This is a genomic window from Longimicrobiales bacterium (genome assembly GCA_028823235.1).
GTDB lineage: Bacteria > Gemmatimonadota > Gemmatimonadetes > Longimicrobiales > Gaopeijiaceae > UBA2589.
In genome coordinates this window covers 23,301-44,939 of sequence record JAPKBW010000015.1, presented here as the reverse complement: position 1 = coordinate 44,939, position 21,639 = coordinate 23,301, and the positions used below count along the sequence as shown (strand labels likewise).

Genomic DNA, 21,639 nt, shown 5'->3' with positions numbered 1-21,639 from the left:
TTGAGCGGTTCCCGGGCGATGAGTGTGGACTTCGGTGAGAAGAGAGTAGGCGTCGCGGTGAGTGATCCAACGAATACGTTAGCCACGCCACTCGAGACGCTGGTACGCCGAACTGGGAAGCGCGCCCCGATCTCTCGGATGGCGGAAATCGGACGAGCACACAACGTCGGGCATGTCATCGTCGGGCTGCCCCTCGGACTGAGCGGCGCGGAGAACGATTGGTGCGCAGAAGTCCGGCGAGTGGGGGATACTCTGGGTGAGCGGCTCGGTGTCCCCGTGGCATATGTGGACGAGCGTATGACCTCGGTCCGGGCAGAGCGAGCCATCCGTAGTATGGATCTTCCCAAGAACGTCCGGGAGCAGAAGGGGCGTGTCGACGCGGTCGCTGCACAGCTGATCCTCCAGGCTTGGCTCGACAACCCAGGCATCGCCCGGTGAGAATCGGCAGCAGGGTTCGGCTGGCGACCGCGGTCGCGATCGTTGCGATGGCCACAGTCTTTTTTGTCGAACAACGGCCGAGCACCCCTGTCACCGTCGAGATCCCACTAGGAGCCGGTTCACCGCGCGTGGCCCGGATCCTTGAAGATCACCATGTGATCGGGAGTGCGAAACGCTTTCACCTCTACGCCCGCGTCCTGGGCGCAGATCGTGACCTGAAGGCCGGCACATACATAATGGAGACCGGAAGTTCTGTCCGATCAGCACTGCGGCAGCTCACACGGGGTGGGGTAGAGACGATTGCGGTCACCTTCGCCGAAGGGCTCGCCATCTGGCAGATGGTCCCCACGCTCGCGGAGCTCACGGGCGACTCCGAAACAGAGATTGTCGCGGCGCTCCGTGACCCGGCCCTCGCCCAGCGGTTTGGCGTGCCTGGACCCACGGTCGAAGGCTACCTCTTCCCTGATACGTATCGTTTCGCGCGCGGCGTCCCGCTGGACGCCGTGGTCGGGGCGATGGTTGATCGGTATAAGGCGGTTTGGACCCCGGCACGACGCGAAGCTCTGGGAGACCGCAACGAAAGAGACGTGATCACTTTGGCGTCTATCGTCCAGACTGAGGCGAGGCAGGTCTCGGAGATGCCCAGAATTGCGGGCGTGTATGCAAACCGGATCCGCGAACATTGGCTGCTCCAGGCTGACCCCACTGTAATTTACGCGCTCGGCGGATATCGGGCTCGGCTGCTCTACGCGGCCATCGACTCGGTCGCGGACAACCCGTACAACACCTACACCCAGCCTGGGCTGCCTCCCGGACCCATCGCCCAGCCAGGCGAACTTGCCATCGACGCTGCGCTCACACCTGAGGAGCATGATCTCTGGTATTTTGTCGCATGGCCGGACGGATCGCACGTCTTCACAGCTACATTGGCTGAGCACAACGCCGCCAAAGCCAGCTCCCGTAAGGCGAGAGAAGGTGCCTGATACCGGGTCATCGTCAGGTGCATGACGACCGCTAATCTCCGTGACCGTCTCCGGCTGATCGTCATCACCGACGCTGACATCGCGAAGCCACGAACCGTCCTCGACGTCGTGCAGGCGGCGGTCTCCGCTGGTGCACCCTCGATTCAGCTACGTGACAAAACCGCGCCAGCTCGGGAACTGGCTGCCACCGGTCGGGCTCTTCTCCCGCTCACTCGTGCAGCGGGGGCCCTGCTCTTCATCAACGACCGCCTAGACGTTGCGCTCGCCATCGGTGCGGACGGAGTGCATGTCGGGCCAGACGATATTCCCGTCGCGGCGATACGACCCATTGTGCCGAAACGCTTTCTCATCGGCACCTCCACGGACGATCCCGAAGAGGCTCACCGCCTCGTCTCCGAGGGCGCCGACTATCTCGGATGTGGAACCGTTTATCGGACCGCCACCAAATCCGATGCGGGCGAGGCGATCGGAATCGACCGACTGGAACAAGTCATACTGGCAGTAGATGTACCCGTCGTCGGAATCGGCGGCGTCACAGTGGTCAGGTCGAGAGAGATCGCTGACGAGACGGGTGCCGCAGGGGTCGCGGTGATCAGGGCGGTCATGGGTGCCCCGGATCCGAGCGAGGCAGTGCGTGCATTACTCCGACCCTTCAGCTGACGCGCGGACCTACTAACGGAAGGGGCTGGACTTCCCTGCTTCTAGAGCCCGCCCACCCTCAGCAACGCCTCGATCTCATTCGCGTCCACGTGGAAGTCGCCCAAGGCCGTTCCATAGTCCGGATTGTGCCAGTCCGATCCACCACTCATCAAGAGCCCGGTCGATTTGCAGATCGATTCAAGCCTGAGCAGGTCTGTGCGCTTGGTCCTCGGACGGTAGACTTCCAGACCCCTGAGCCCCGCTTCCTTCATCAGTGGCAGCAGCCCATCCACCATGTCTCCCGGAGGATGGGCCCAGATCGGCACACCGCCCGAGGCCAAAATCAACTCGACCGCCTCCATCGGGTCGAGGAGATGCATCGGCACAAAGGCGTCGTTGTTATCGCCTATCAGAGTACGAAAGGTCTCCGGCGACGATGAAGCGTACCCGGCCTCCACCAGCGCTTTAGCCAGATGGGGGCGACCAATGACGACGCGGTCGGGGCCAGCTGCCCGCTCTACATCGGCGAAGGTCACATGGACGCCCTGGGCGTCCAGTCGCTCGATCATCTCCTTCATTCGACTCTCTCGACGGCGCCCAGCTCGAACCGCATGTCCCTGCATGGCGTCAGATCCCGGATCCACGAAATACCCAAGGACATGGATGTCGCGCCCGACATGCGTCGAAGACACCTCGATGCCGGGGATCACCTGCAGACGGGCCGAGCCTGCCGCTTCCTGCGCAGACGCGACCGCAGCCGTCGTATCGTGATCGGTGATAGAGATGACATCCAAGCCGCCCTCGACCGCCGCGTGGACGATGGCAGCCGGAGACCACGATCCATCTGAGGCAGTGGTGTGGATGTGGAGGTCGAGCTTCATTGGTGGCTAGCGTCCGCGCCGGCGCCGTCATCCAGCGAGAAAGCCCCGACCTTCGCCTCTTCGATGTCGCGACAGACTGGAAGTGCAGCCTGAATCCGGTCAGCATTCACGACGGTGAACATTTTTACTTCACCGAACACCGCATCATGAAGCGCCACCACATCGACGCGTGGACGAGCGGTTCCCTCCCTAACCCTGGACACGGGAGCAGAGAATGCTCGCATGTGATCGGCTGAGAGGATTCCCGGGGTAACGGCAGACAAATCCCATACGGTCGGAAGATCCTCTGAGAATCCCTTACTAGCTGCGAGAGCAGCGATTGCTTCGTGGGTCCGCTCAAAATTCCGTGAATCCCCGCAACTGACGACGGTCCCTCGCTCGGTGATCGCAATGTCGGTTGTCACACTGACGTCCCCTCTACTCAGTGTCCTCGGTCACAGCCACAGAAACGGCCAGCTCCGCCGGAGCCGGCTCATCACCAGCGTATTCGGTGAGGAGCGTGACGGTATTCCGCTCGACCTTGAGCACCCCGCCGGCCACATGGAAGGTGTCGGTCCCGCCACCGGGACGATCGACACTTAGTTCACCGGATCCGATAAGTGTCAGCATCGGAGCATGCCCCGGAAGAACGCCAACCTGCCCGTCCCAGGCAGGAGCAACGAGCGCGGACGCCTCGCCCTCGAAGACGATCTGGTCAGGCGACACGACGCGCACGTTCAGCGAGGCCATGTTCTAGCCCTCGGCCGCGAGCTTTTCGGCTGCTGCGATCACACCCTCGATACCACCCTGCATGTAGAAGGCCTGCTCAGGGAGGTGATCGAACTCACCGTTTGCCACACGTTCAAAGGACTCGATGGTCTCGTCGAGTTTCACGTACTGGCCGGGAATACCGGTGAACTGCTCCGCCACGAAGAACGGCTGCGACAGGAAGCGAGCGATACGACGAGCCCGCCCGACGATGATCTTGTCTTCCTCGGTCAGCTCGTCCATTCCGAGAATTGCGATGATGTCCTGAAGATCCTTGTAGCGCTGAAGGATCGCCTGAACCTGGGTTGCAACGTTGTAGTGCCGCTCACCCACGAACTGCGGATCCATGATCCGCGAGCTGGAATCGAGAGGATCAACGGCCGGGTAGATGCCCTGCTCCGAAATGGCTCGCGACAGAACGGTCTGCGCATCGAGGTGCGTAAACGCGGTCGCCGGCGCCGGATCCGTAAGGTCATCGGCTGGAACGTAAATCGCCTGCACCGATGTGATTGAGCCTGAAGCGGTCGAGGTGATACGCTCCTGCAGCTCACCCATCTCGGTACCAAGCGTCGGCTGGTATCCCACAGCAGATGGCATACGGCCAAGCAGCGCCGACACCTCGGAACCCGCCTGAGTAAAGCGGAAGATGTTGTCGACGAAGAGCAGCACGTCCTGGCCCTCAACGTCTCGGAAATACTCAGCGATGGTAAGGCCTGAGAGTCCAACCCGGAGGCGGGCTCCCGGAGGCTCATTCATCTGACCGTAAACGAGAGCCGTCGATTCGAGAACGCCCGACTCCTTCATTTCGAGCCAGAGGTCGTTGCCCTCACGCGTCCGCTCTCCAACGCCACAGAACACGGATTTCCCACCGTGCTCCATCGCGATGTTGTTGATGAGCTCCATGATGATGACCGTCTTTCCGACACCAGCACCACCGAAGAGACCTGTCTTTCCACCCTTCACGTAGGGAGCTAACAGGTCCACGACCTTGATGCCCGTCTCGAAGATCTCGGTCTTCGGCTCAAGTTGGTCGAACTTCGGCGCCATCCGATGGATCGGCCAACGCTCGACCTCGGCAGCATTCTCACCTCCGACCGGACCCATCTCATCAACCGGCTCACCGAGCACGTTGAGGATTCGACCGAGTGCGGCCTCGCCGACCGGTACCGAGATCGAGGCACCGGTATCGGTGACGTCCATACCGCGCGTCACACCATCGGTGGACGACATTGAGACGGCACGCACCTGGCCTCGACCGATGTGCTGCTGCACCTCGGCGACCACCTCGATTTCCTGACCGGCCTCGTTCGTCGTCTTGAGCGAGAGCGCGTTATAGATCTCGGGCAGGTGCGCGGCGTCGAACTCAACGTCGAGTACCGGACCGATGACCTGAACGACTTTTCCTGTAGAATCAGTCATGATGTCCCTGTATCCCTACTCGAGGGCGGCGGAGCCGCCGACAATCTCGGCGATCTCCTGCGTGATCTGGGCCTGACGGGCCCGGTTGTAGGACCGAGTGAGGTGCTCAAGCACATCACCGGCGTTATCGGTTGCACTTTTCATCGCCGCGCGCCGGGCGCCCTGCTCCCCGGCGGCGTTCTCCACCAGCGCCGTGTAGACGGCGTTGCGGATGTACGCTGGGAGAATCCTTTCCAGAATCATGTCCCCACTCGGCGACAGGATATAGACATCCGCTGACGACGCGCCTTCTTCACCGGTGATCGGCAGGAGATCACGCGTGTACGGCGGAGTGGACATCGCCGAGTAAAATTTCGAACTGACGAGGTAGACCGCGTCCACGTCACCGTTCTCGAAACGATCTCGTACGGGGGCAACAATCTGTTCCGCATCTTCCACCGTCGGATGGTCGCTGACGTCGATCCGCTCCGTCGTGATCTCTTCACCACGAAAACGGAAGTACGCCACGCCCTTCTTTCCAGCGATGTGCAGCTCCACCTCAATTCCCTGCCCCCGAAGGTCGTCCATGACGTTCCGGGCCTGCTTGATCAGGTTCGAATTGAACCCACCGCAGAGTCCGCGATTCGCAGTGAGCAACAGAACTGCAGCCCGCTTCACCTCGTCCGGACGGCGAAGGATCGGGTACTTTTCACTCAGCTCCGGGGAGTACAGCCCCCCTACGATCTCGTGGAGCGCATCCGCATAAGGACGCGCCGCATGCACTCGGTCCGTCGCGCGCTTCAACTTCGAAGTCGCCACAAGCTCCATAGTGCGCGTGATCTGTCGAGTGTTCTCAACTGACTTGATCCGGCGTTTTACGTCCGCGTCGCCTGCCACGTCGTCTCTCCCTCTTTATCTGGTCGAAGTGGTCTGCGTCAGGCCGAGGTCATGAGAGCTTCCTGCTCAGCCATAAATGAAGCGTTGAACGCCTCGATCGCTGCGACCAGTTGCTTGGTCAGCTCATCCGTGAGCTGACCACCGGTGCGGATGCCATCCAGGATGTCCTGATGCTTCGCGCCCATGGTCTCATGGAAGCCGCGCTCCCAATCACGAACCTTCAACACTTCGATGTCATCGAGCAGACCGTTAGTCACTGCGTAGATCACCGCGACCTGATTCTCCACCGCCATCGGCTGGTATTGCGGCTGCTTCAGCATCTCCACGGTCCGCGCACCCCGGGCCAGCTGACGCTGGGTTATGGGATCCAAGTCAGAGCCGAACTGGGCAAAGGCTTCAAGCTCGCGGTACTGAGCCAAATCGAGACGAAGGCGTCCCGCGACCTTCTTCATGCCCTTGATTTGGGCTGCACCACCAACTCGTGACACCGAAATTCCGACGTTGACCGCTGGGCGGACCCCTGAGTTGAACAAGTCTGGCTCAAGGAAAATTTGACCATCCGTAATCGAAATGACGTTGGTCGGGATATACGCCGACACGTCGCCACCCTGCGTCTCAACGATCGGAAGGGCGGTAAGCGACCCGCCACCCATCTCATCAGAGAGCTTGGCGGCGCGCTCCAATAGCCGGGAGTGGAGATAGAAGACGTCACCGGGATACGCTTCACGTCCCGGAGGCCGGCGGAGAATCAGCGACAACTGACGATACGCCTGAGCCTGCTTCGAGAGATCGTCGTAGACGACGAGAACATGCTTGCCTTGCCACATGAAGTACTCACCGAGCGCCGTCGCTGCGTAGGGTGCGATGTACTGCATGGGCGCCGGATCGGACGCGTTCGAAGTCACGACGATCGTGTAGTCCATCGCCCCGTGCTCACGCAGCGTCTCCACCACGCTACGCACCTTACCGGCCCGCTGACCGATCGCGCAGTAGATGCAGATGACGTCAGTGTTCTTCTGGTTGATGATCGCATCCACCGCGACGGCCGTCTTGCCCGTCCCGCGATCCCCGATGATCAGCTCGCGCTGTCCACGACCAACCGGGATCATCGAATCGATGGCCTTGATGCCCGTCTGCATCGGCTGGCTGACCGGCTGCCTCTTCACGATGCCCGGCGCCACGATGTCGATCTGGCGCGAGCCGTCGATTCCGTCGATCGGTCCGTGTCCATCCTGCGGCTCACCCAGCGAGTCGACGACTCGGCCTAGGTACCCCGGCCCGACCGGGATATCGAGCACGCGGCCCGTCCGGCGGACCTGGTCGCCCTCATGGAGACTCGTCCAGTCACCCATGATGACCGCGCCAATGTTGTCCTCTTCGAGGTTCAACGCGAGCGCGGTAACGGTGTCACCGGAGGTTGACGAGGTGATCTCGAGCATCTCCGACGCCATCGCCTTCGTGAGTCCGTAGATACGAGCGATACCATCCTTCACCTCAAGGACTTCGCCGATTTCCTCGGCCTGAAGCTCGTCCTCGTAGCGCTCAATCTCGTTGAGAAGGACGTCCTTGATCTCGCTGGCGCGGAGCTGGGAGTCGTTGGCCATCTCTATGTGGTCCTAAGAGTTATGAATCGATCAAGCTTCGGCTGCACCGCCGGCGGCGGGCAGCGGAGCCTGAAGCAACCGTCGACGCATTCCGTCGAGGCGGCGGCGAATCGATCCGTCGTAAATCGTGTCTCCTGTGCGAACAACGAGTCCCCCGATAATGCCGGGATCAATCCGGACATGGGGAATCGCTTCCATCCCGAGAATCGCCGACATCTTCTCAGCGATCATCGTCTTCGTAGCATCATCGGTCGGACGAGCCACTGTCACCTGAACGTGCGCTCGACCCATGTGGGCATCGAGAAGCGCGTGGTACTGCGCCGCGATCGAGCGAAGCAACCGCTGGCGGCGCTTGTCGATCGTTACGAGAACGAAGTTCACGACATGCTTCGGCAAGGCTTCGCCAAAGGCTTTGCGTACGACTTCTTTCTTGTCGGCATCGTCGATCCGGGGTGTCTCTAGGAAAACCCGAAACTTCGGATCCCTGTCAACAAACGAGGCCATCGTCTCAATCGCATCGCCATACCCCTGCAGCGCATCATTACGACCCGCGAGCTCGAAGAGCGCCTCGGCGTAATTCTTCGCTACGGTCTCATCTCTCACGTGTCTACTCGCCCACCGGCCCCGAGCTCACTCAGATACCGCTCGACGAGCTGGCGATCCTTCGCCTGATCAAAATTCTCCTGGATCAGGCGTGAGGCCGCCGCAAGCGCGAGTTCGACGGATTCCTTTCGGAGAATATCGAGTGCCGCATCCCGCTCGCGCTCGATCTCCGCAAGCGCCCGATCCACGATGCTCTGTGCTTCGGCACGTGCCTTTTCCTCGATGTCCTTTCGCACTGTTTCGCCGACAGCCTTGCCTTCCGCGATCAACTCGTTGGCCTGACGACGCGCGTCCGCCAACTGCTCCTTGTGCTCGGCCAACAATCCAGCCGCTTCTTTGTTGCGGGCCGCAGCCCCATCCAGAGCAGCCTGAATGCCCTTCTCCCTGGCCTCGACCGCCGCCAAGATCGGCTTCCAAGCGTACTTACCGAGGATGAACACGAGGATGCCGAATACGACCAGCGTCCAGGCGCTCAGACCCGTATTGATATCGTACAGACCTCCTCCACCCTCTCCGCCACCCTGCGCCCAAAGTACCTGGGGCACGGAAGCCGACAGCGCGAGCATGGCCGTTGTAGCTCGACTCACTCTCATGATGACTCCGTCGTTCTTCTAGTCACAGGCCCCGCGGCAGACTGCTGCGGACCCCTCGTTTCTTACCGCCCGAAGGCAGTGGCTGAAACGGCTTAGAAGAACTTGTAGAGGATCGTGATGACGAGACCGAAGAGCGCAGCGCCCTCGATCAGCGCAGCGAGAATGATCCCGGCAGTCTGGATCGTCGCGGCAGCTTCAGGCTGACGTGCGATTCCCTGCGCGACACCGTTACCGATCTGGCCAATGCCGATGCCAGCACCCATGACCGCGAGGCCGATACCGATTCCGGCACCGAGAAGATCAAGTCCCCCGGAGGCCGTAGCCGCTTCCTGAACAACAGCGAGCATTCCGTAGAGCATTTCGCTTTCCTTGGAAATTTGTCGTCTAACGACGGATTGAAATCAAATTCGTACTTGGTACTGCGTGCTACCTAATGCGCGTGGCGAATCAGCCCGATGAAGACCGAGGTCAGCATCGCGAAGATGTATGCCTGGAGGAACGCCACGAAGACCTCCAGAATCATGATGCCCGAGACCATGGCGATCGATGCAACCGTGACGCCTCCGGCTACCACAAGCCCCCCGCTCGCGAACATGAAAATCAGTCCGAGCAGCGAGAGCACGAGCGTATGTCCTGCCATCATGTTCGCGAACAGTCGAATCATGAGAGCGAATGGTTTTGTCAGCTTCCCGAGGAACTCAACCGGGGTCAGGATGATCAGCATGATCACAGTTCCGACCGGATTCAGGCCCTTGGGTGCATAGAAGATCGTGCCCATGTAGCCCTTGAAGCCAAGGGTCCGCATCCCCGTAACCTCGACTACAACGAACGTCACCAGCGCCAACGCGCCGGTCACCATGAAGTTGCCCGTCGGGGTAGCACCGAACGGCACCAACCCAAGGAAGTTCATGGCAAGGATGAAGAAGAACAGCGTGAGGATGTACCCCGTGAACGCGTCGGCTCCATGGCCGATGTTTCTACGCACCACTTCGTCGCGGAAGTAGACGACCAGTCCTTCCATGGCATTGGCCAAACCCGTCGGCGCCTTGGTGGTGTACTTGTCTCGCATCGCCCGTCCAATCGGCAGAAATACTGCCAAGCAGATGATCGCAGCAAGAAACATGAAGACCACGTGCTTCGTGGGTGACAGGTCCAGCGTGAGCGGGCCGATATGGACCGGGGCCCACTGCGGCAGATGAATCACCGGTCCCTTCCCTAGGATCTGGAACTCGATCTCTGACCCATCGAGGAGATGGTGCATGAGCATGCCCTGCAGATCAGGACCGCTCTCAGCAGCTCCGTGTTCCTGAACGGCCCGTGCACCGCCCTGTAGCATCGCCAGAAGCCTCATCTATGCTTCAACCGTCTGGTTCGACCGGCCCCGGAGATACACCGGCTCGAGAAGAAGTAATCCGAAGAAAAAACCGACCAGAGCAAGCAGCATAGGTACCGCACCCTCCGCATCAGTTCTAACCGCGGCGACCGCCACCACGGCAACCACCAGCATTCTGATCATCATCCCGCCCACCCAGGCCGCGAGAAAGCCATTGAGCTCACCCCGATACCGGATAAGGACCGCGAAGGCCGCTACCTGAATCGGGAGCGCTGTCACTGCTGCTACCAGCACCCCGTTCCGTGCTGCGACATCGAGAAACGGCCAGAGGCCCGCTACGATCAGGGCAATGGCACACACACCGGCTGCCGCGTACTTCCGAGAAGCACTCATTCAGGGTCTTGGCCCATCTCACGCGGTTTGATCACGATATGTGAATACAAGCTGTAGAAACCTGCGCCGCCGCCGACGAACGCACCGATGACCATGAGGATCGGAGCCGAACCCACCTTTGAGTCCACCCATGCACCAATTCCCATGAAGAGCAAAACGGCGAGAGCCCAAGTAAGACCGTGACCCATGAACTGACCGGAGGCGCGCATCATTTCGCGTCGCTGCTCCGACACCTTCTGGTCGTCGATCAAGGCCTCGCTCCTTCGGGCCTCCGGGGTCCGAAATCGCATGAAATCGACACCCCGTCCAGCCATCATAAGGTAGTCCTTGTGAAAAAAAGCGCAAGCGACTGAAGGCCCCTGTTTACGGGGATGAATCACGTTTTTGATACCCCCGATCACTTGTTCGAATCAAGGCTCGATAGCACCTCGGAATTCCTGGATGCTGCCGATGCCGGCCGGCCAGTCCCGTTCTGCTTGACGGATCGCGCGGTTGGGCTCAATCTTCGCGGCCATCCACGCCCGGACCCCGGGTGCCTTTCACACCGGTGAAAGCCAGACTCCGGACAACCTCCGGAGCCGGAGCGAACTACTGAATGACGACGACTGCCGAAGCCCCCCTCGTTGACCGCGACGTCGAGCTGCTCGAACGGGCCGCCGAGGTCGCAGACGAGATGCGCATACAAGTAAAGAAGCGCATTGTCGGTCAGAAGGAGGTGGTCGATGAGATGCTGACTGCTCTACTGGCGAACGGTCACGCCCTCCTTGTTGGCGTCCCGGGCCTAGCCAAGACGCTGCTGGTCCAGACGGTAGCAGAGGCGCTGGATCTTCAGTTCAGTCGGATCCAGTTCACGCCTGACCTCATGCCCACAGATATCACGGGCACCGAGGTAATCGAGGAGGACCGAACGACGGGCCGCCGGGTGTTCCGATTCGTAAAAGGCCCGATCTTCGCAAACATCATTCTGGCCGACGAGATCAACCGGACACCGCCCAAGACACAGGCGGCGCTGCTCGAAGCGATGCAGGAGCGGTCGGTTACCGCAGCGGGCGACACATACATCCTCCCACCTCCGTTCTTCGTGCTCGCGACGCAGAACCCGATCGAGCAAGAGGGGACCTACCCTTTGCCCGAGGCTCAGCTCGACCGCTTCATGCTGGAGCTACCGATCTACTACCCCTCGAAGTCGGAGGAAGAGGAGATCGCGATGCGCACGACGGGTGGTGAAGAGCAGACCGTCGAACCGGTCCTTTCCGCCAAAGAACTTATCGACCTCCAGAAGATGGTCCGTCGCATTCCGGCGCCACCCTCCCTGGTGTCGTTTGCTGTCCGCCTGGCACGAGCCACTCGCCCTGGAAGTGAGGCCGCAGGCGTCACCGGAAAATATGTCTCTTGGGGCGCCGGACCGCGCGCATCGCAGTACCTCGTGCTGGGCGCGAAAGCTCTGGCGGCGTCGCGGGGAGTCGCTATCCCGTCGTATGATGACGTACGGTCAGTAGCGCCCGCAGTTCTTGCCCACCGACTCGTTCTCAATTTCGAGGCAGAAGCCGATGGTCGAAGCACGCGGGACGTGATTCGCGAACTCCTGGAGGAGAGCGAGGGTTGGACGTAGGTCGAGGGACACAGAAAGAAGACCAACCTCCGAGTAGAAGCCGGCGGCGGGAGGTGCGGCGATGATCGCGATCGCTGCGGCCGTTGTTGTTGCCCTACTACTTACCTCGGCCGTGCTCACGGCCGTGCACGACGCCGTGTTCCAAATCGGGCGATCCCGTGTGCGTACGCTTATCGAAGAAGGATTCGATGGAGCGGAGACACTCAATCGATTGCGAGGAAATAAGCAGAACGTTCAGGCCAGCGTTCGGTTGGTCACTCAGGCCCTCAACCTGAGTGCGTTGGCGGTTATCGCACTAACGGACGTGTCAACGTGGGGGATGCTGGGCCCCGTCCCCAGTATCTTGATCGGAATGGTGATCGTCGTGCTGGTCGCGGATTTGATTCCTCACATGATCGCAGCCCGGCGCCCTGTGCGACTCGCTCTGTCCGCCTCTCCGATGCTACTCGTCGTCGAACGTGTCGCGAGACCGCTCACGATGCCCGTCAACAAGCTCGAGGACCGACTCGGGGCCAACGACGACGCGATCACGGATGAGCATCGCGAGTTGCGAGAGATCCAAGAGATCGGCGAGGAAGAAGGACTTCTGGAAGCAGGCGAAAATCGTCTGGTGGAAAGAGCCTTCCGCCTCGACGAACTGACCGCATGGGATGTGATGGTTCCGCGTGTGGACATCTTCGCCTGGAGTGAAGCTCTGACTCTGGCTGAGGTGATCGACGAACTCGAAGAGGTGCCCCACAGTCGGGTCCCGGTGTATCGAGAGTCGGTAGACGACATCACTGGCATCGTCTACGTCCGCGAAGCCTATGCTCGGTACGCAAAGGGTGAGCGCGACGTACCCCTCGCGCAGTTGGCGCACCCGCCATTCTTCGTGCCAGGCTCCTCTTCGTGCGCCCAGTTACTACAGGACTTCCAGGCTCGACGCATTCACATGGGCATCGTAGCAGATGAGTTCGGCGGAATTGACGGACTCGTGACGCTTGAGGATGTACTGGAGGAACTCGTCGGGGAGATCCGGGACGAGACGGACGTCGAAGAAGAGGAGATCACGGTGATCTCGGACAGAGTGGTTGAATGCGAGGCCGGCGTAGACCTGCGCGATCTGGACGAGGCTCTAGATGTGAACTTGCCGCAGGGCGAGCACCGATCGCTAAACGGCTTCATTCTGGACGAACTCGGCCACGTACCACGGCTTGGCGAACACTTCGAGACAGAAGCCGTGCGCATCGAGGTGCTCGATGCATCCGATACCCAGGTACTCCGGGCGAGAGTGACCAAGCTGGACATTGCGGACGTGGACGGTGGCTGAACTGACCCCGACTCCAACGATCATACCTTTTAATGGGAAGGTCCCTCGAATTGACCCCAGCGCTTTCGTTGCCCCGACCGCCGTGATCATCGGCGATGTGACGATCGGTGCGGAATGCAGCATCTGGTGGGGAGCGGTGCTTCGAGGCGACAACCCGAATCACGGGATCGTCGTCGGCGCACGGACGAGCGTACAGGACAACTGCGTTGTCCATGTAGGTGACTGGGCTCCCACCGTGATTGGCGAGGACGTCACGGTCGGACACGGAGCGAAGTTCGAAAGCTGCGCCATCGGAGATCGGACCGTCGTCGGGATGAATGCGGTAATTCTGCAACGGGCGGTGGTAGGGAGCGAGTGTGTTCTCGCGGCCAATACCGTCGTGCTCGAGCGTGCTGAGATACCAGCCAGAAGCGTGGTAGCGGGGGTCCCCGGTGTGGTTAAAAAAACCATCGAGGGGTCTGCCGCCGAGTGGATCAAGGGTGGCGGCGCACACTACGTGGCGCTATCCCGGCAGTACCTCGCTGCAGGTATCGGCCGAGTTACCAGTGAGTGACGCACCGGGACCACCCGGTCCGAGTGCGTCCGTGGCTGGGAGCACTCCTCCTCGCCGCGAAAAATCCCGCCCGCCCGGCGACCTCCCCCCCGAAGAACAGGTTTTCCTCTGTGACCTGTGCGGAAACGAAATGCTGAACCTCCACTGCAAGCTCACCTGTGAGCAGTGCGGCTATAAGAGAGACTGCTCCGACCCATGAGTAAGAATCCAGCGCTACCGGAGTTCGTCAGCGCTTCCGCCTTCGCCCTTGCGACCCGGCTCCGGAGCTTTTCCGCATCGGCTCAGTCGGCGGTACTGGAGTAGTTCGGAGGGCTGGTTATTGTTTCGTGGGAGGGCGAATAATGGGGAGGAGCTACCTGGCCTGGCCTACAATCCGATCACGCTCGACAGGTACCAGTTCACGAGGGCAGCTCCCCAAACCCAGGCGACCCCACCCCCCGCCGCGAGGAATACGCCGAAGGGGATCAAGCGCTCAAGCTCGTCGCTCTCTGTACCGCTCTTTGCCATCGCGAAGATCGCCCGCAACAGAATCGTCACGAGTGCGACGACCGAGCCAAGGAAAATGGTCAGGGCCACCCCCCAGAGTCCGAGGAACGAGCCTACCATCGCCATCATCTTGATATCTCCACCACCCATCGCCTGATCGACGCCTGCTTCCTCCAGCCGGCCCGGCTGCAGCCGCTTGATCATCCAGGTGCCGGTCGCGCCAACAAACCAGAGCACTCCGTATCCCGCGGCGGCTCCCATGAGCGACTGAGTCCAGCCGATGCCACCGGCAAGAAAAGACATCCCGAAACCGATCACGGCACCACCGATCGAAAACTGGTCGGGAATGATGTAGAACCGGGCATCAGAGATAGATATGCCTAACAGCATCGTCAGGAAGACGCTCCCTCTCAGTGCTTCCCACGACGGGCCATGCAGCGCGAAGGCTCCTGCCCACATCAGCCCGGTCGTGAGCTCCACTAGCGGGTACTGCATCGACACAGGCACACCGCACGACCGACACCTTCCACGAAGCACGATCCAGCTGGCTACCGGAATATTGTCGTAACAGGCGATCATCGTGTTGCACTTCGGGCACTTGGACCGGGGACGAACCACCGACTCGTCAACCGGCCAGCGGAGCGAGCAGACGTTGAGGAAGGACCCAATCAACAACCCATACCCCCCGGCCAGTAATGGCATGGCCCACTCAATCAAGATTTCAACTCCAACTGGCTCAATCCCTCCGCCTCCCGCTGGTTCACTCGTCTGTCCGTGTCAGTTCGTGCATCAGAATCGACCCCGCGATCCCCACGTTCAATGACTCGGCAGCGCCGTTCATCTCCACTGAGACGATAAAGTCTGCTGCCTCTCGAAGCGCTTCCCGAACCCCGGCCCCCTCGTTCCCGAGCACGAGCGCGAACCCCACGCCTCTGGCCGACGTTCCGCGCCCTTGTCGCAGGCCTCGGAGCGGCTCGCCTTCGGCAGAGGCACAGTACAGGGTCGAGCCACTCTCACTGATCGCCGTAATCGCGGAGTCGGCACCACAGGAGTGCACGGGAATGCGAAACGTCATCCCTGCGGCCGCTCGAACCGCTTTGGCCCCCCATGGGTCCCCGGTACCGTCCAGCACAACCACACCACCAAAGCCGAATGCGACCGCCGAACGAATCAGTGCTCCGACATTCCCTGGATCCTGAACCGCGTCCAGAATCAGCGTGCTCGTGCCAACGACCTGGCTGGCATCGGACTCGGGTTGCTCGCAAACCAACATGAGGCCCTGGGGGCGCTCCGTGTCCGAGAGGGAAACGAGCGTCTTATCGTCCACGTCGACTACGTCGACATCGGCGAGGCGATCGACCACGTCCCGTCCCATATAAGACGCTCCGGCGATTGGTGCCGCGACGGCGAAAGACACCCGTGCCCCCGCATCGAGCGCCTCGGTGACTGCCCGGACGCCTTCGACCAGAACCAGTCCTTCACGTTCGCGGGATTTGCGCTTCCGGAGATGCTGGATCAGACGCGCTCGATGCTGGCTCAGTTCCACGGCCGTAGCGACCTTCCATCATGATGGTGAATTCGACGAAAACCCCGATAGCACTGACTGTTGCCGGCAGTGACTCCGGCGGCGGTGCCGGTATCCAGGCCGACCTGAAGACTTTTCATCAGTTCGGAGTATTCGGAACCAGCGCGGTAACCGCAGTCACGGCACAGAATACCACCGGCGTGCACACGATACACGAGATTCCGCTCGAAGTCGTACTCGCGCAGATCGACGCAGTCGTATCGGACATTCGCCCTGCAGCCTTCAAAACCGGTATGCTCGCGACTAATGCCATCACGGTGGGGGTCGCCAATGCCGTTCGACAGCATCAACTCCGGGGCTACGTCATGGATCCAGTGATGGTGGCGACCAGTGGGGATCGCCTTCTGGCACCGGACGCGGAGAACGCGATGCGGACCCACCTCCTTCCCCTTGCGACCATCGTCACGCCCAACATGGACGAAGCTTCTCTGCTCACGGGGCGTCCCGTCGGGACCCCGGCCGAGATGGGGGACGCTGCCCGGGCTCTCGTTGATCAGGGTGCGGGCGCAGCTCTCGTCACCGGCGGGCACCTCGACACGGAGGTCATCGACATCTTTTGGGACGGGACTGTCGAGCACCGGTGGCCACGTCCACGAATTGAGACGCGCCACACTCACGGCACCGGGTGCACCCTTTCTGCCGTGATCACCGCAAGGCTCGCCTGCGGTGACGGAGTCGCCGATGCGGTCGACGCAGCAGTTTGCTTCATCCATCGAGCGATCGGGAGCGCTCCGGGCCTCGGCAGCGGCCACGGGCCGGTGAATCACTTCGCCCCGACGGATTGAGTCGACGACACTCAGATCGTCCGAAGAATCTCGAGGACCAACCGCGACAATCGAGCCCCGGCCTGAGCTCCCTGTTCCAGAACGTCGGAATGGGCGATGCGCGCTTCCCCCAGGCCCGTCGCACGGTTCGTGACCAGAGAAAGACCCAGCACCCGCAGCCCGGCTGCCCGGGCGGCAATGACCTCCGGAGCGGTAGACATCCCGACGACGTCGCCACCCAACTCTCGAAGCATACCCACCTCCGCCCGAGTCTCGTAGGCAGGGCCAAGCACGCCGGCGTAAGTCCCGCGAGACAGTGGAATCCCAAGGGACATGGCCGCTCCGGTAGCAATGCCCTGAAGTTCTAGATCGTAGGGGGCGCTCATATCGGGGAATCGATCTTCGAAACCCTCCACCGGTCCTGCGAGAGGTGCCCGAAACGAGAAATTGACTTGGTCCTCCAAGAGAACCAAATCGCCACGCCGAAGGTCTGACCTGAGGCCTCCGGCGGCGTTTGTCATGATCACGACCTCGACCCCGAGGGCGGCGAGGACGCGCATGGGGGCGGTTAAGATTCGGTTCGGGTGCCCTTCATACGCGTGGTACCGCCCCCCCTGGAGCAGCACCTCTCTCGATCCAACGCGACCGAAGACGAACCGCCCGCCGTGGCCCTGGACCGTGGTCGAAGGCAGACCTGGCAACTCATCCATGCGCACGACGGCAGACGCTTCGAGCATCTGCTCCAGTTCAGCGAGTCCAGATCCCAGAACAACCGCTGCAGAAGGACTGCCCACTTGTCGGGACCGCATGAAATCCGCAGCCCGGTTGGCGTCAAACACCCCAGTCACGTCAGAGGATCATCCCGGCCACCGTCGCAGTCATGAAGGCTGCGAGAGAGCCACCGACCATGGCTCGGAGACCGAGCCTGCTGAGGTCATGCCTGCGCTCAGGGGCAATGCCACCAATCCCCCCAATCTGCACGGCGATCGAGCCGAAATTGGCAAAGCCGGAAAGGGCATACGTCGCGATGATGATCGATCGTGGCTGTAGTGAATGATCTCCACTCAAGGTGCCCGCCAGTTGCAGATAGGCGATGAACTCATTCAGCACCGTCTTCACGCCCATGAGTGACGCTACAGTCGAGGCATCAGCCCATGGCACACCCATCAGCCAGGCGAGGGGCGCGAGGACCAGTCCGAGGATCTTCTCGAGAGTCAAATCCGTCAGGCCAACCAGCGATCCGGCCCAGCCGAGCATGCCGTTGCACATGTAGATCAGGGCTACAAAGGCCAGCAACATCGCACCGACATTCAGAGCCAGATGCAACCCTTCCGAGGCACCGCGCGCCGCGGCATCGATCACGTTCACGTCAGGCGTCTCGACGACGATATCGAGAGATCCTGACGTCTCGGATTCTTCAGTCTCTGGCACCATCAATTTTGCAACGACCAGGGCAGCCGGTGCCGACATCACCGACGCGGCAATCATGTGTCCTGCAATATCGGGGAAGTAGGTGACCAACATCCCCACGTAGGCGGCGAGCACCCCACCGGCGACGGTCGCAAAACCGCCGGTCATCAACGCCATCAACTCCGACTGAGTCATCTTCGCGATGAAGGGCTTGATGAGAAGTGGTGCCTCCGTCTGACCCACAAAGACATTCCCGGCCGCGGATAAGGTCTCGGCGCCAGATGTGCCCATGGTCCGTTGCATCACGAAGGCGAAGCCACGGACGATGACCTGCATGATTCCGAGGTGATAGAGTACAGTCATCAGTGCAGAAAAAAAGATGATCGTCGGCAGCACGAAAAATGCGAACGTTGCTCCGGTGCGCACCACCTGATTCGGTATCGCAGCGAATCCGCCTTGACCAATAATGCCGACCGGTACGGTGTCATAGACAAGGTTGCCGAAGACGAATTCAGCTCCGTTCAGCGTAAAGCCCAGGAGTCCCACGACCAGCCCGCCCGCTACGTCGAAGATCGACTCGCCGAGCGCGGTCTTGAGAATGAAAAGCGCGAACAGGATCTGAAGTGCAACGCCCCACCCGATTAATCGCCACTGGATCGCGGACCGGTTCGTGCTCAGCGCCCACGCGATTCCTCCCAGCACGAAGAGTCCAAGCACGGACCGGAGGCGATCCACAATCGGTGTTCCAAGAGCCGCATCCGGGACCGCGATCTGGGGCAAGGACGCCAGCATGTCGACGGCAATCATGTCAGGTACTCGGTTGAGCTCTCAACTAGTCAGGCACTGGACCCGAGGTCCGATGAGACGCAGGCCAGCGTCTCGCGCCGGACATTGCCTCGAACCAGGCTCGGAGGCAAACGCGGACCAGGTCACCACCAGCCGTTGTGATCAAGATCCTCCCGGGCCAATACCACGCCGTCCCTCTTCGCCGCCACCAGCTTGTGGTTGCTAAACACTGGACCAGAATCCACGCGGCCACCGTCAGGAGGCCGATCACGATCGTGAAGATCGGGAAGATCTCAGTCGGATTGTGATCTCGGAGCGGAAACATCGGCCGGTACGCGCGAGGAAGCGGAAAAAGTGGGGACGAGGGTCGGAAGAGCGCGGAAAAGTATCGCCCGATCATGTGTCACGACAGAATGACTGCCATTGTGACAGGCGCGGACCACGAAACGCGCCAATCCGGCGGCTTCTCCCCCTCTATTACGGGCATAACCTTTGCACTTCTCGTGCCCAGTACATACAAACACATCAACATGAAGAGGAGAGCATGGGTAAAGTCATCGGCATCGACCTCGGAACCTCGAACTCAGTGGTCGCGGTCATGGAGGGTGGTGAGCCCGTCGTGATCCCCAATGCAGAAGGCGGACGCACGACCCCCTCAGTGGTCGCGTTCACCAAAGATGGGGAACGGCTCGTGGGCCAGGTGGCCCGCCGTCAGGCGATCACGAACCCGGAGAACACCGTGTTCTCCATCAAGCGGTTCATGGGCCGTCGTCACGACGAAGTAGGTGAGGAAGAGAAGCTCGTCCCTTACGACGTGACGCGGGGCGCGAAAGATCGTGTCACGGTGAAGATCCCCAACGCGGACGAGTCGTACACGCCGCCGGAGATCAGTGCGATGATTCTCCAAAAGATGCGGCAGACCGCTGAAGACTACCTGGGCACCGAGGTGAACCAGGCTGTCATCACCGTCCCCGCTTACTTCAACGATGCTCAGCGTCAGGCGACCACGGACGCCGGCAAGATTGCGGGCCTCGAAGTGCTTCGGATCATCAACGAACCGACGGCTGCAGCGCTGGCATACGGCCTAGAGCGAAAGAAGGAAGAAAAGATCGCGGTATTCGATCTCGGTGGTGGTACCTACGACATCTCGATTCTCGAGCTCGGAGACGGTGTCTTCGAGGTCAAGTCGACGAATGGTGACACCCACCTTGGTGGAGATGACTACGACCAGCGCATCATCAACTGGCTTGTCGAAGAATTCAAGAAAGATCAGGGCATCGACCTTTCCACGGATTCCATGGCACTCCAGCGCCTCAAGGAGGCCGGAGAAAAGGCCAAGATGGAGCTGTCGACGACGATGTCGTCCGACATCAATCTGCCGTTCATCACTGCCACTCAGGACGGTCCGAAGCACCTGAACTACAGCCTCACAAGGGCCAAATTCGAGCAGCTAGTGGAGAGCTTGAACCAGCGGACGATTCCTCCGATGGCAGCTGCGTTGAAGGACGCTGGGCTGACGACCGACGACATCGACGAGGTCATTCTCGTCGGTGGCTCGACCCGGATCCCCAAGGTTCAGGAAATCGTGAAGGAGTTCTTCGGCAAGGATCCTCACCGGGGCGTGAACCCGGACGAGGTCGTGGCCGTCGGTGCGGCGATCCAAGGTGGGGTGCTTGCCGGTGAGGTAACGGACGTCCTACTTCTCGACGTCACACCTCTATCCCTCGGCATTGAAACGCTGGGCGGGGTCATGACACCGCTGATCGAGCGAAACACCACGATTCCGACCAAGAAAGCTGAAGTGTTCTCGACGGCTGAGGACAACCAGACCACGGTCGAGATCCACGTGCTCCAGGGTGAGCGGAAGATGGCGATGGACAACAAGACCATCGGCAAGTTCCAGCTCACCGGCATTCCACCGGCACACCGCGGCCTGCCTCAGGTAGAGGTGACCTTCGATATCGACGCGAACGGAATCCTGCAGGTGTCCGCGCTCGACAAGACGACGGGCAAGGAACAGAAGATCCGCATCGAGGCATCGAGTGGCCTGTCCGACACCGAGATCGACGACATGGTGAAGGAAGCCGAGGCAAACGCGGCGGAGGACGAGGAGCGTCGCTCCAAGGTCGAGTCTCGCAATCAGCTCGACTCACTCGTGTACCAGGTAGAGAAGGACAGCGCCGAGTGGGGCGAGATGGTCGGGGAAGAGGCGAAGTCCCGCCTCGATGAGGCGACGACCGCCGCCAAGGAAGCATTGAAGGGCGACGACCTAGAAGTAATCAACACAGCGCGTGATGAACTGATGCAGGCGTTCAGCGCGGCGGGACAGGAGATGTATCAGTCCCAGGCCGCGGAGTCTGCGGAAGAGGGCGCTGACGAAGCTGGAGCGGAGTTCGACGACCAGGAGGCCGAGGTCGCGGACGATGCAGCTCCTTCCGATGATGAAGACGTGGTCGAAGCGGACTACGAGATCGTCGACGAAGAGAAGTAGAACGGATGGGCGGCGGAGTCGGTGGGGCAACTCACCGACTCCGTATCGCTGTCCAAGACAGGTGTAGTATGGTAGAAGAGAAGGCCGGACCGGAGTCGGACCTTCTCGTGTATCCTGGACCATGGTCGGCGGCC

Annotated in this window: 24 protein-coding genes; 8 read left to right on the top strand and 16 right to left on the bottom strand. The window is 60.9% G+C overall.

Features of this window, described 5'->3' with window-relative positions:
- The 3 genes from ruvX to thiE are packed head-to-tail and all read left to right on the top strand — an operon-like array spanning position 1 to position 2,081.
- Complete coding sequence (ruvX, locus tag OSA81_09920) at positions 1-438, top strand: Holliday junction resolvase RuvX (protein ID MDE0899323.1); 438 nt, start codon at positions 1-3, stop codon at positions 436-438.
- Positions 435-1,421 (top strand): endolytic transglycosylase MltG, encoded by a 987-nt coding sequence (gene mltG / locus OSA81_09915; GenBank protein MDE0899322.1) that lies wholly within the window; start codon positions 435-437, stop codon positions 1,419-1,421. The genes ruvX and mltG overlap by 4 nt, the downstream gene beginning before the upstream one ends.
- Positions 1,422-1,442: 21 nt before the next feature.
- On the top strand, positions 1,443-2,081 hold the full coding sequence (gene thiE, locus OSA81_09910; protein MDE0899321.1) for a thiamine phosphate synthase: 639 nt from the start codon (positions 1,443-1,445) through the stop codon (positions 2,079-2,081).
- 41 nt (positions 2,082-2,122) lie between these two features.
- On the opposite strand, the gene OSA81_09905 is transcribed toward thiE, so the two are convergent.
- From OSA81_09905 to OSA81_09850, 12 genes are all read right to left on the bottom strand, one after another.
- Entirely contained in the window at positions 2,123-2,941 is an 819-nt protein-coding gene (locus tag OSA81_09905; protein MDE0899320.1) for a PHP domain-containing protein, read from the bottom strand.
- The gene (locus OSA81_09900; protein MDE0899319.1) at positions 2,938-3,345 is read right to left on the bottom strand and encodes a hypothetical protein; all 408 of its coding nucleotides are present in this window, start codon (positions 3,343-3,345) and stop codon (positions 2,938-2,940) included. Before OSA81_09900 ends, OSA81_09905 begins: the two co-directional genes overlap by 4 nt.
- 13 nt (positions 3,346-3,358) lie before the next feature.
- Positions 3,359-3,670: a F0F1 ATP synthase subunit epsilon gene (locus OSA81_09895; protein MDE0899318.1), complete on the bottom strand. Its 312-nt coding sequence runs from the start codon at positions 3,668-3,670 to the stop codon at positions 3,359-3,361.
- A 3-nt stretch (positions 3,671-3,673) separates the two neighbouring features.
- Positions 3,674-5,107 carry a F0F1 ATP synthase subunit beta gene (atpD, locus tag OSA81_09890; GenBank protein ID MDE0899317.1) on the bottom strand — a complete coding sequence of 478 codons (1,434 nt, stop codon included), beginning with the start codon at positions 5,105-5,107 and terminating at the stop codon, positions 3,674-3,676.
- A 15-nt stretch (positions 5,108-5,122) separates the two neighbouring features.
- The gene (gene atpG / locus OSA81_09885; protein MDE0899316.1) at positions 5,123-5,983 is read right to left on the bottom strand and encodes an ATP synthase F1 subunit gamma; all 861 of its coding nucleotides are present in this window, start codon (positions 5,981-5,983) and stop codon (positions 5,123-5,125) included.
- A gap of 38 nt (positions 5,984-6,021) precedes the next feature.
- On the bottom strand, positions 6,022-7,587 hold the full coding sequence (gene atpA, locus OSA81_09880) for a F0F1 ATP synthase subunit alpha (protein MDE0899315.1): 1,566 nt from the start codon (positions 7,585-7,587) through the stop codon (positions 6,022-6,024).
- Positions 7,588-7,617: 30 nt separating this feature from the next.
- Positions 7,618-8,190 (bottom strand): ATP synthase F1 subunit delta, encoded by a 573-nt coding sequence (gene atpH, locus OSA81_09875; protein MDE0899314.1) that lies wholly within the window; start codon positions 8,188-8,190, stop codon positions 7,618-7,620.
- The gene (gene atpF / locus OSA81_09870; protein MDE0899313.1) at positions 8,187-8,777 is read right to left on the bottom strand and encodes a F0F1 ATP synthase subunit B; all 591 of its coding nucleotides are present in this window, start codon (positions 8,775-8,777) and stop codon (positions 8,187-8,189) included. The genes atpH and atpF overlap by 4 nt, the downstream gene beginning before the upstream one ends.
- 98 nt (positions 8,778-8,875) lie before the next feature.
- Positions 8,876-9,142: an ATP synthase F0 subunit C gene (locus OSA81_09865; GenBank protein MDE0899312.1), complete on the bottom strand. Its 267-nt coding sequence runs from the start codon at positions 9,140-9,142 to the stop codon at positions 8,876-8,878.
- Positions 9,143-9,213: 71 nt separating this feature from the next.
- Positions 9,214-10,134, bottom strand: coding sequence for a F0F1 ATP synthase subunit A (gene atpB, locus OSA81_09860; GenBank protein MDE0899311.1), 921 nt, complete (start codon positions 10,132-10,134; stop codon positions 9,214-9,216).
- Positions 10,135-10,509, bottom strand: coding sequence for a hypothetical protein (locus OSA81_09855; protein ID MDE0899310.1), 375 nt, complete (start codon positions 10,507-10,509; stop codon positions 10,135-10,137).
- On the bottom strand, positions 10,506-10,826 hold the full coding sequence (locus tag OSA81_09850; GenBank protein MDE0899309.1) for an AtpZ/AtpI family protein: 321 nt from the start codon (positions 10,824-10,826) through the stop codon (positions 10,506-10,508). The genes OSA81_09855 and OSA81_09850 overlap by 4 nt, the downstream gene beginning before the upstream one ends.
- A gap of 278 nt (positions 10,827-11,104) precedes the next feature.
- Here OSA81_09850 and OSA81_09845 point away from each other — a divergent pair, with 278 nt between their 5' ends.
- From OSA81_09845 to OSA81_09835, 3 genes are all read left to right on the top strand, one after another.
- Complete coding sequence (locus OSA81_09845; GenBank protein MDE0899308.1) at positions 11,105-12,121, top strand: MoxR family ATPase; 1,017 nt, start codon at positions 11,105-11,107, stop codon at positions 12,119-12,121.
- A 61-nt stretch (positions 12,122-12,182) separates the two neighbouring features.
- Positions 12,183-13,430: a hemolysin family protein gene (locus OSA81_09840; protein MDE0899307.1), complete on the top strand. Its 1,248-nt coding sequence runs from the start codon at positions 12,183-12,185 to the stop codon at positions 13,428-13,430.
- Complete coding sequence (locus OSA81_09835) at positions 13,423-13,983, top strand: gamma carbonic anhydrase family protein (GenBank protein ID MDE0899306.1); 561 nt, start codon at positions 13,423-13,425, stop codon at positions 13,981-13,983. Before OSA81_09840 ends, OSA81_09835 begins: the two co-directional genes overlap by 8 nt.
- 366 nt (positions 13,984-14,349) lie before the next feature.
- On the opposite strand, the gene OSA81_09830 is transcribed toward OSA81_09835, so the two are convergent.
- Positions 14,350-15,171 (bottom strand): prepilin peptidase, encoded by an 822-nt coding sequence (locus tag OSA81_09830; GenBank protein MDE0899305.1) that lies wholly within the window; start codon positions 15,169-15,171, stop codon positions 14,350-14,352.
- A gap of 58 nt (positions 15,172-15,229) precedes the next feature.
- Positions 15,230-16,015, bottom strand: a complete 786-nt coding sequence (locus tag OSA81_09825) for an RNA methyltransferase (GenBank protein MDE0899304.1) — start codon at positions 16,013-16,015, stop codon at positions 15,230-15,232.
- Positions 16,016-16,035: 20 nt separating this feature from the next.
- Here OSA81_09825 and thiD point away from each other — a divergent pair, with 20 nt between their 5' ends.
- Positions 16,036-16,839, top strand: coding sequence for a bifunctional hydroxymethylpyrimidine kinase/phosphomethylpyrimidine kinase (thiD, locus tag OSA81_09820; GenBank protein ID MDE0899303.1), 804 nt, complete (start codon positions 16,036-16,038; stop codon positions 16,837-16,839).
- An 11-nt stretch (positions 16,840-16,850) separates the two neighbouring features.
- Here thiD and OSA81_09815 read toward each other — a convergent pair whose 3' ends face one another.
- Positions 16,851-17,657 (bottom strand): purine-nucleoside phosphorylase, encoded by an 807-nt coding sequence (locus OSA81_09815; protein MDE0899302.1) that lies wholly within the window; start codon positions 17,655-17,657, stop codon positions 16,851-16,853.
- A 10-nt stretch (positions 17,658-17,667) separates the two neighbouring features.
- Positions 17,668-19,035: a hypothetical protein gene (locus OSA81_09810; GenBank protein ID MDE0899301.1), complete on the bottom strand. Its 1,368-nt coding sequence runs from the start codon at positions 19,033-19,035 to the stop codon at positions 17,668-17,670.
- Positions 19,036-19,558: 523 nt separating this feature from the next.
- Here OSA81_09810 and dnaK point away from each other — a divergent pair.
- The gene (gene dnaK, locus OSA81_09805; protein MDE0899300.1) at positions 19,559-21,505 is read left to right on the top strand and encodes a molecular chaperone DnaK; all 1,947 of its coding nucleotides are present in this window, start codon (positions 19,559-19,561) and stop codon (positions 21,503-21,505) included.
- The last annotated feature ends 134 nt before the right edge of the window (positions 21,506-21,639 follow it).

Coding starts and splice junctions, on each gene's coding strand:
- OSA81_09830 (MDE0899305.1), bottom strand. CDS start 15,171: ATGCCATTACTGGCCGGGGGGTATGGGTTGTTGATTGGGTCCTTCCTC.
- OSA81_09840 (MDE0899307.1), top strand. CDS start 12,183: ATGATCGCGATCGCTGCGGCCGTTGTTGTTGCCCTACTACTTACCTCG.
- OSA81_09895 (MDE0899318.1), bottom strand. CDS start 3,670: ATGGCCTCGCTGAACGTGCGCGTCGTGTCGCCTGACCAGATCGTCTTC.
- OSA81_09905 (MDE0899320.1), bottom strand. CDS start 2,941: ATGAAGCTCGACCTCCACATCCACACCACTGCCTCAGATGGATCGTGG.
- thiE (MDE0899321.1), top strand. CDS start 1,443: ATGACGACCGCTAATCTCCGTGACCGTCTCCGGCTGATCGTCATCACC.
- OSA81_09810 (MDE0899301.1), bottom strand. CDS start 19,035: ATGATTGCCGTCGACATGCTGGCGTCCTTGCCCCAGATCGCGGTCCCG.
- OSA81_09845 (MDE0899308.1), top strand. CDS start 11,105: ATGACGACGACTGCCGAAGCCCCCCTCGTTGACCGCGACGTCGAGCTG.
- OSA81_09850 (MDE0899309.1), bottom strand. CDS start 10,826: ATGATGGCTGGACGGGGTGTCGATTTCATGCGATTTCGGACCCCGGAG.
- atpB (MDE0899311.1), bottom strand. CDS start 10,134: ATGAGGCTTCTGGCGATGCTACAGGGCGGTGCACGGGCCGTTCAGGAA.
- thiD (MDE0899303.1), top strand. CDS start 16,036: ATGATGGTGAATTCGACGAAAACCCCGATAGCACTGACTGTTGCCGGC.
- atpD (MDE0899317.1), bottom strand. CDS start 5,107: ATGACTGATTCTACAGGAAAAGTCGTTCAGGTCATCGGTCCGGTACTC.
- OSA81_09855 (MDE0899310.1), bottom strand. CDS start 10,509: ATGAGTGCTTCTCGGAAGTACGCGGCAGCCGGTGTGTGTGCCATTGCC.
- dnaK (MDE0899300.1), top strand. CDS start 19,559: ATGGGTAAAGTCATCGGCATCGACCTCGGAACCTCGAACTCAGTGGTC.
- atpA (MDE0899315.1), bottom strand. CDS start 7,587: ATGGCCAACGACTCCCAGCTCCGCGCCAGCGAGATCAAGGACGTCCTT.
- OSA81_09865 (MDE0899312.1), bottom strand. CDS start 9,142: ATGCTCTACGGAATGCTCGCTGTTGTTCAGGAAGCGGCTACGGCCTCC.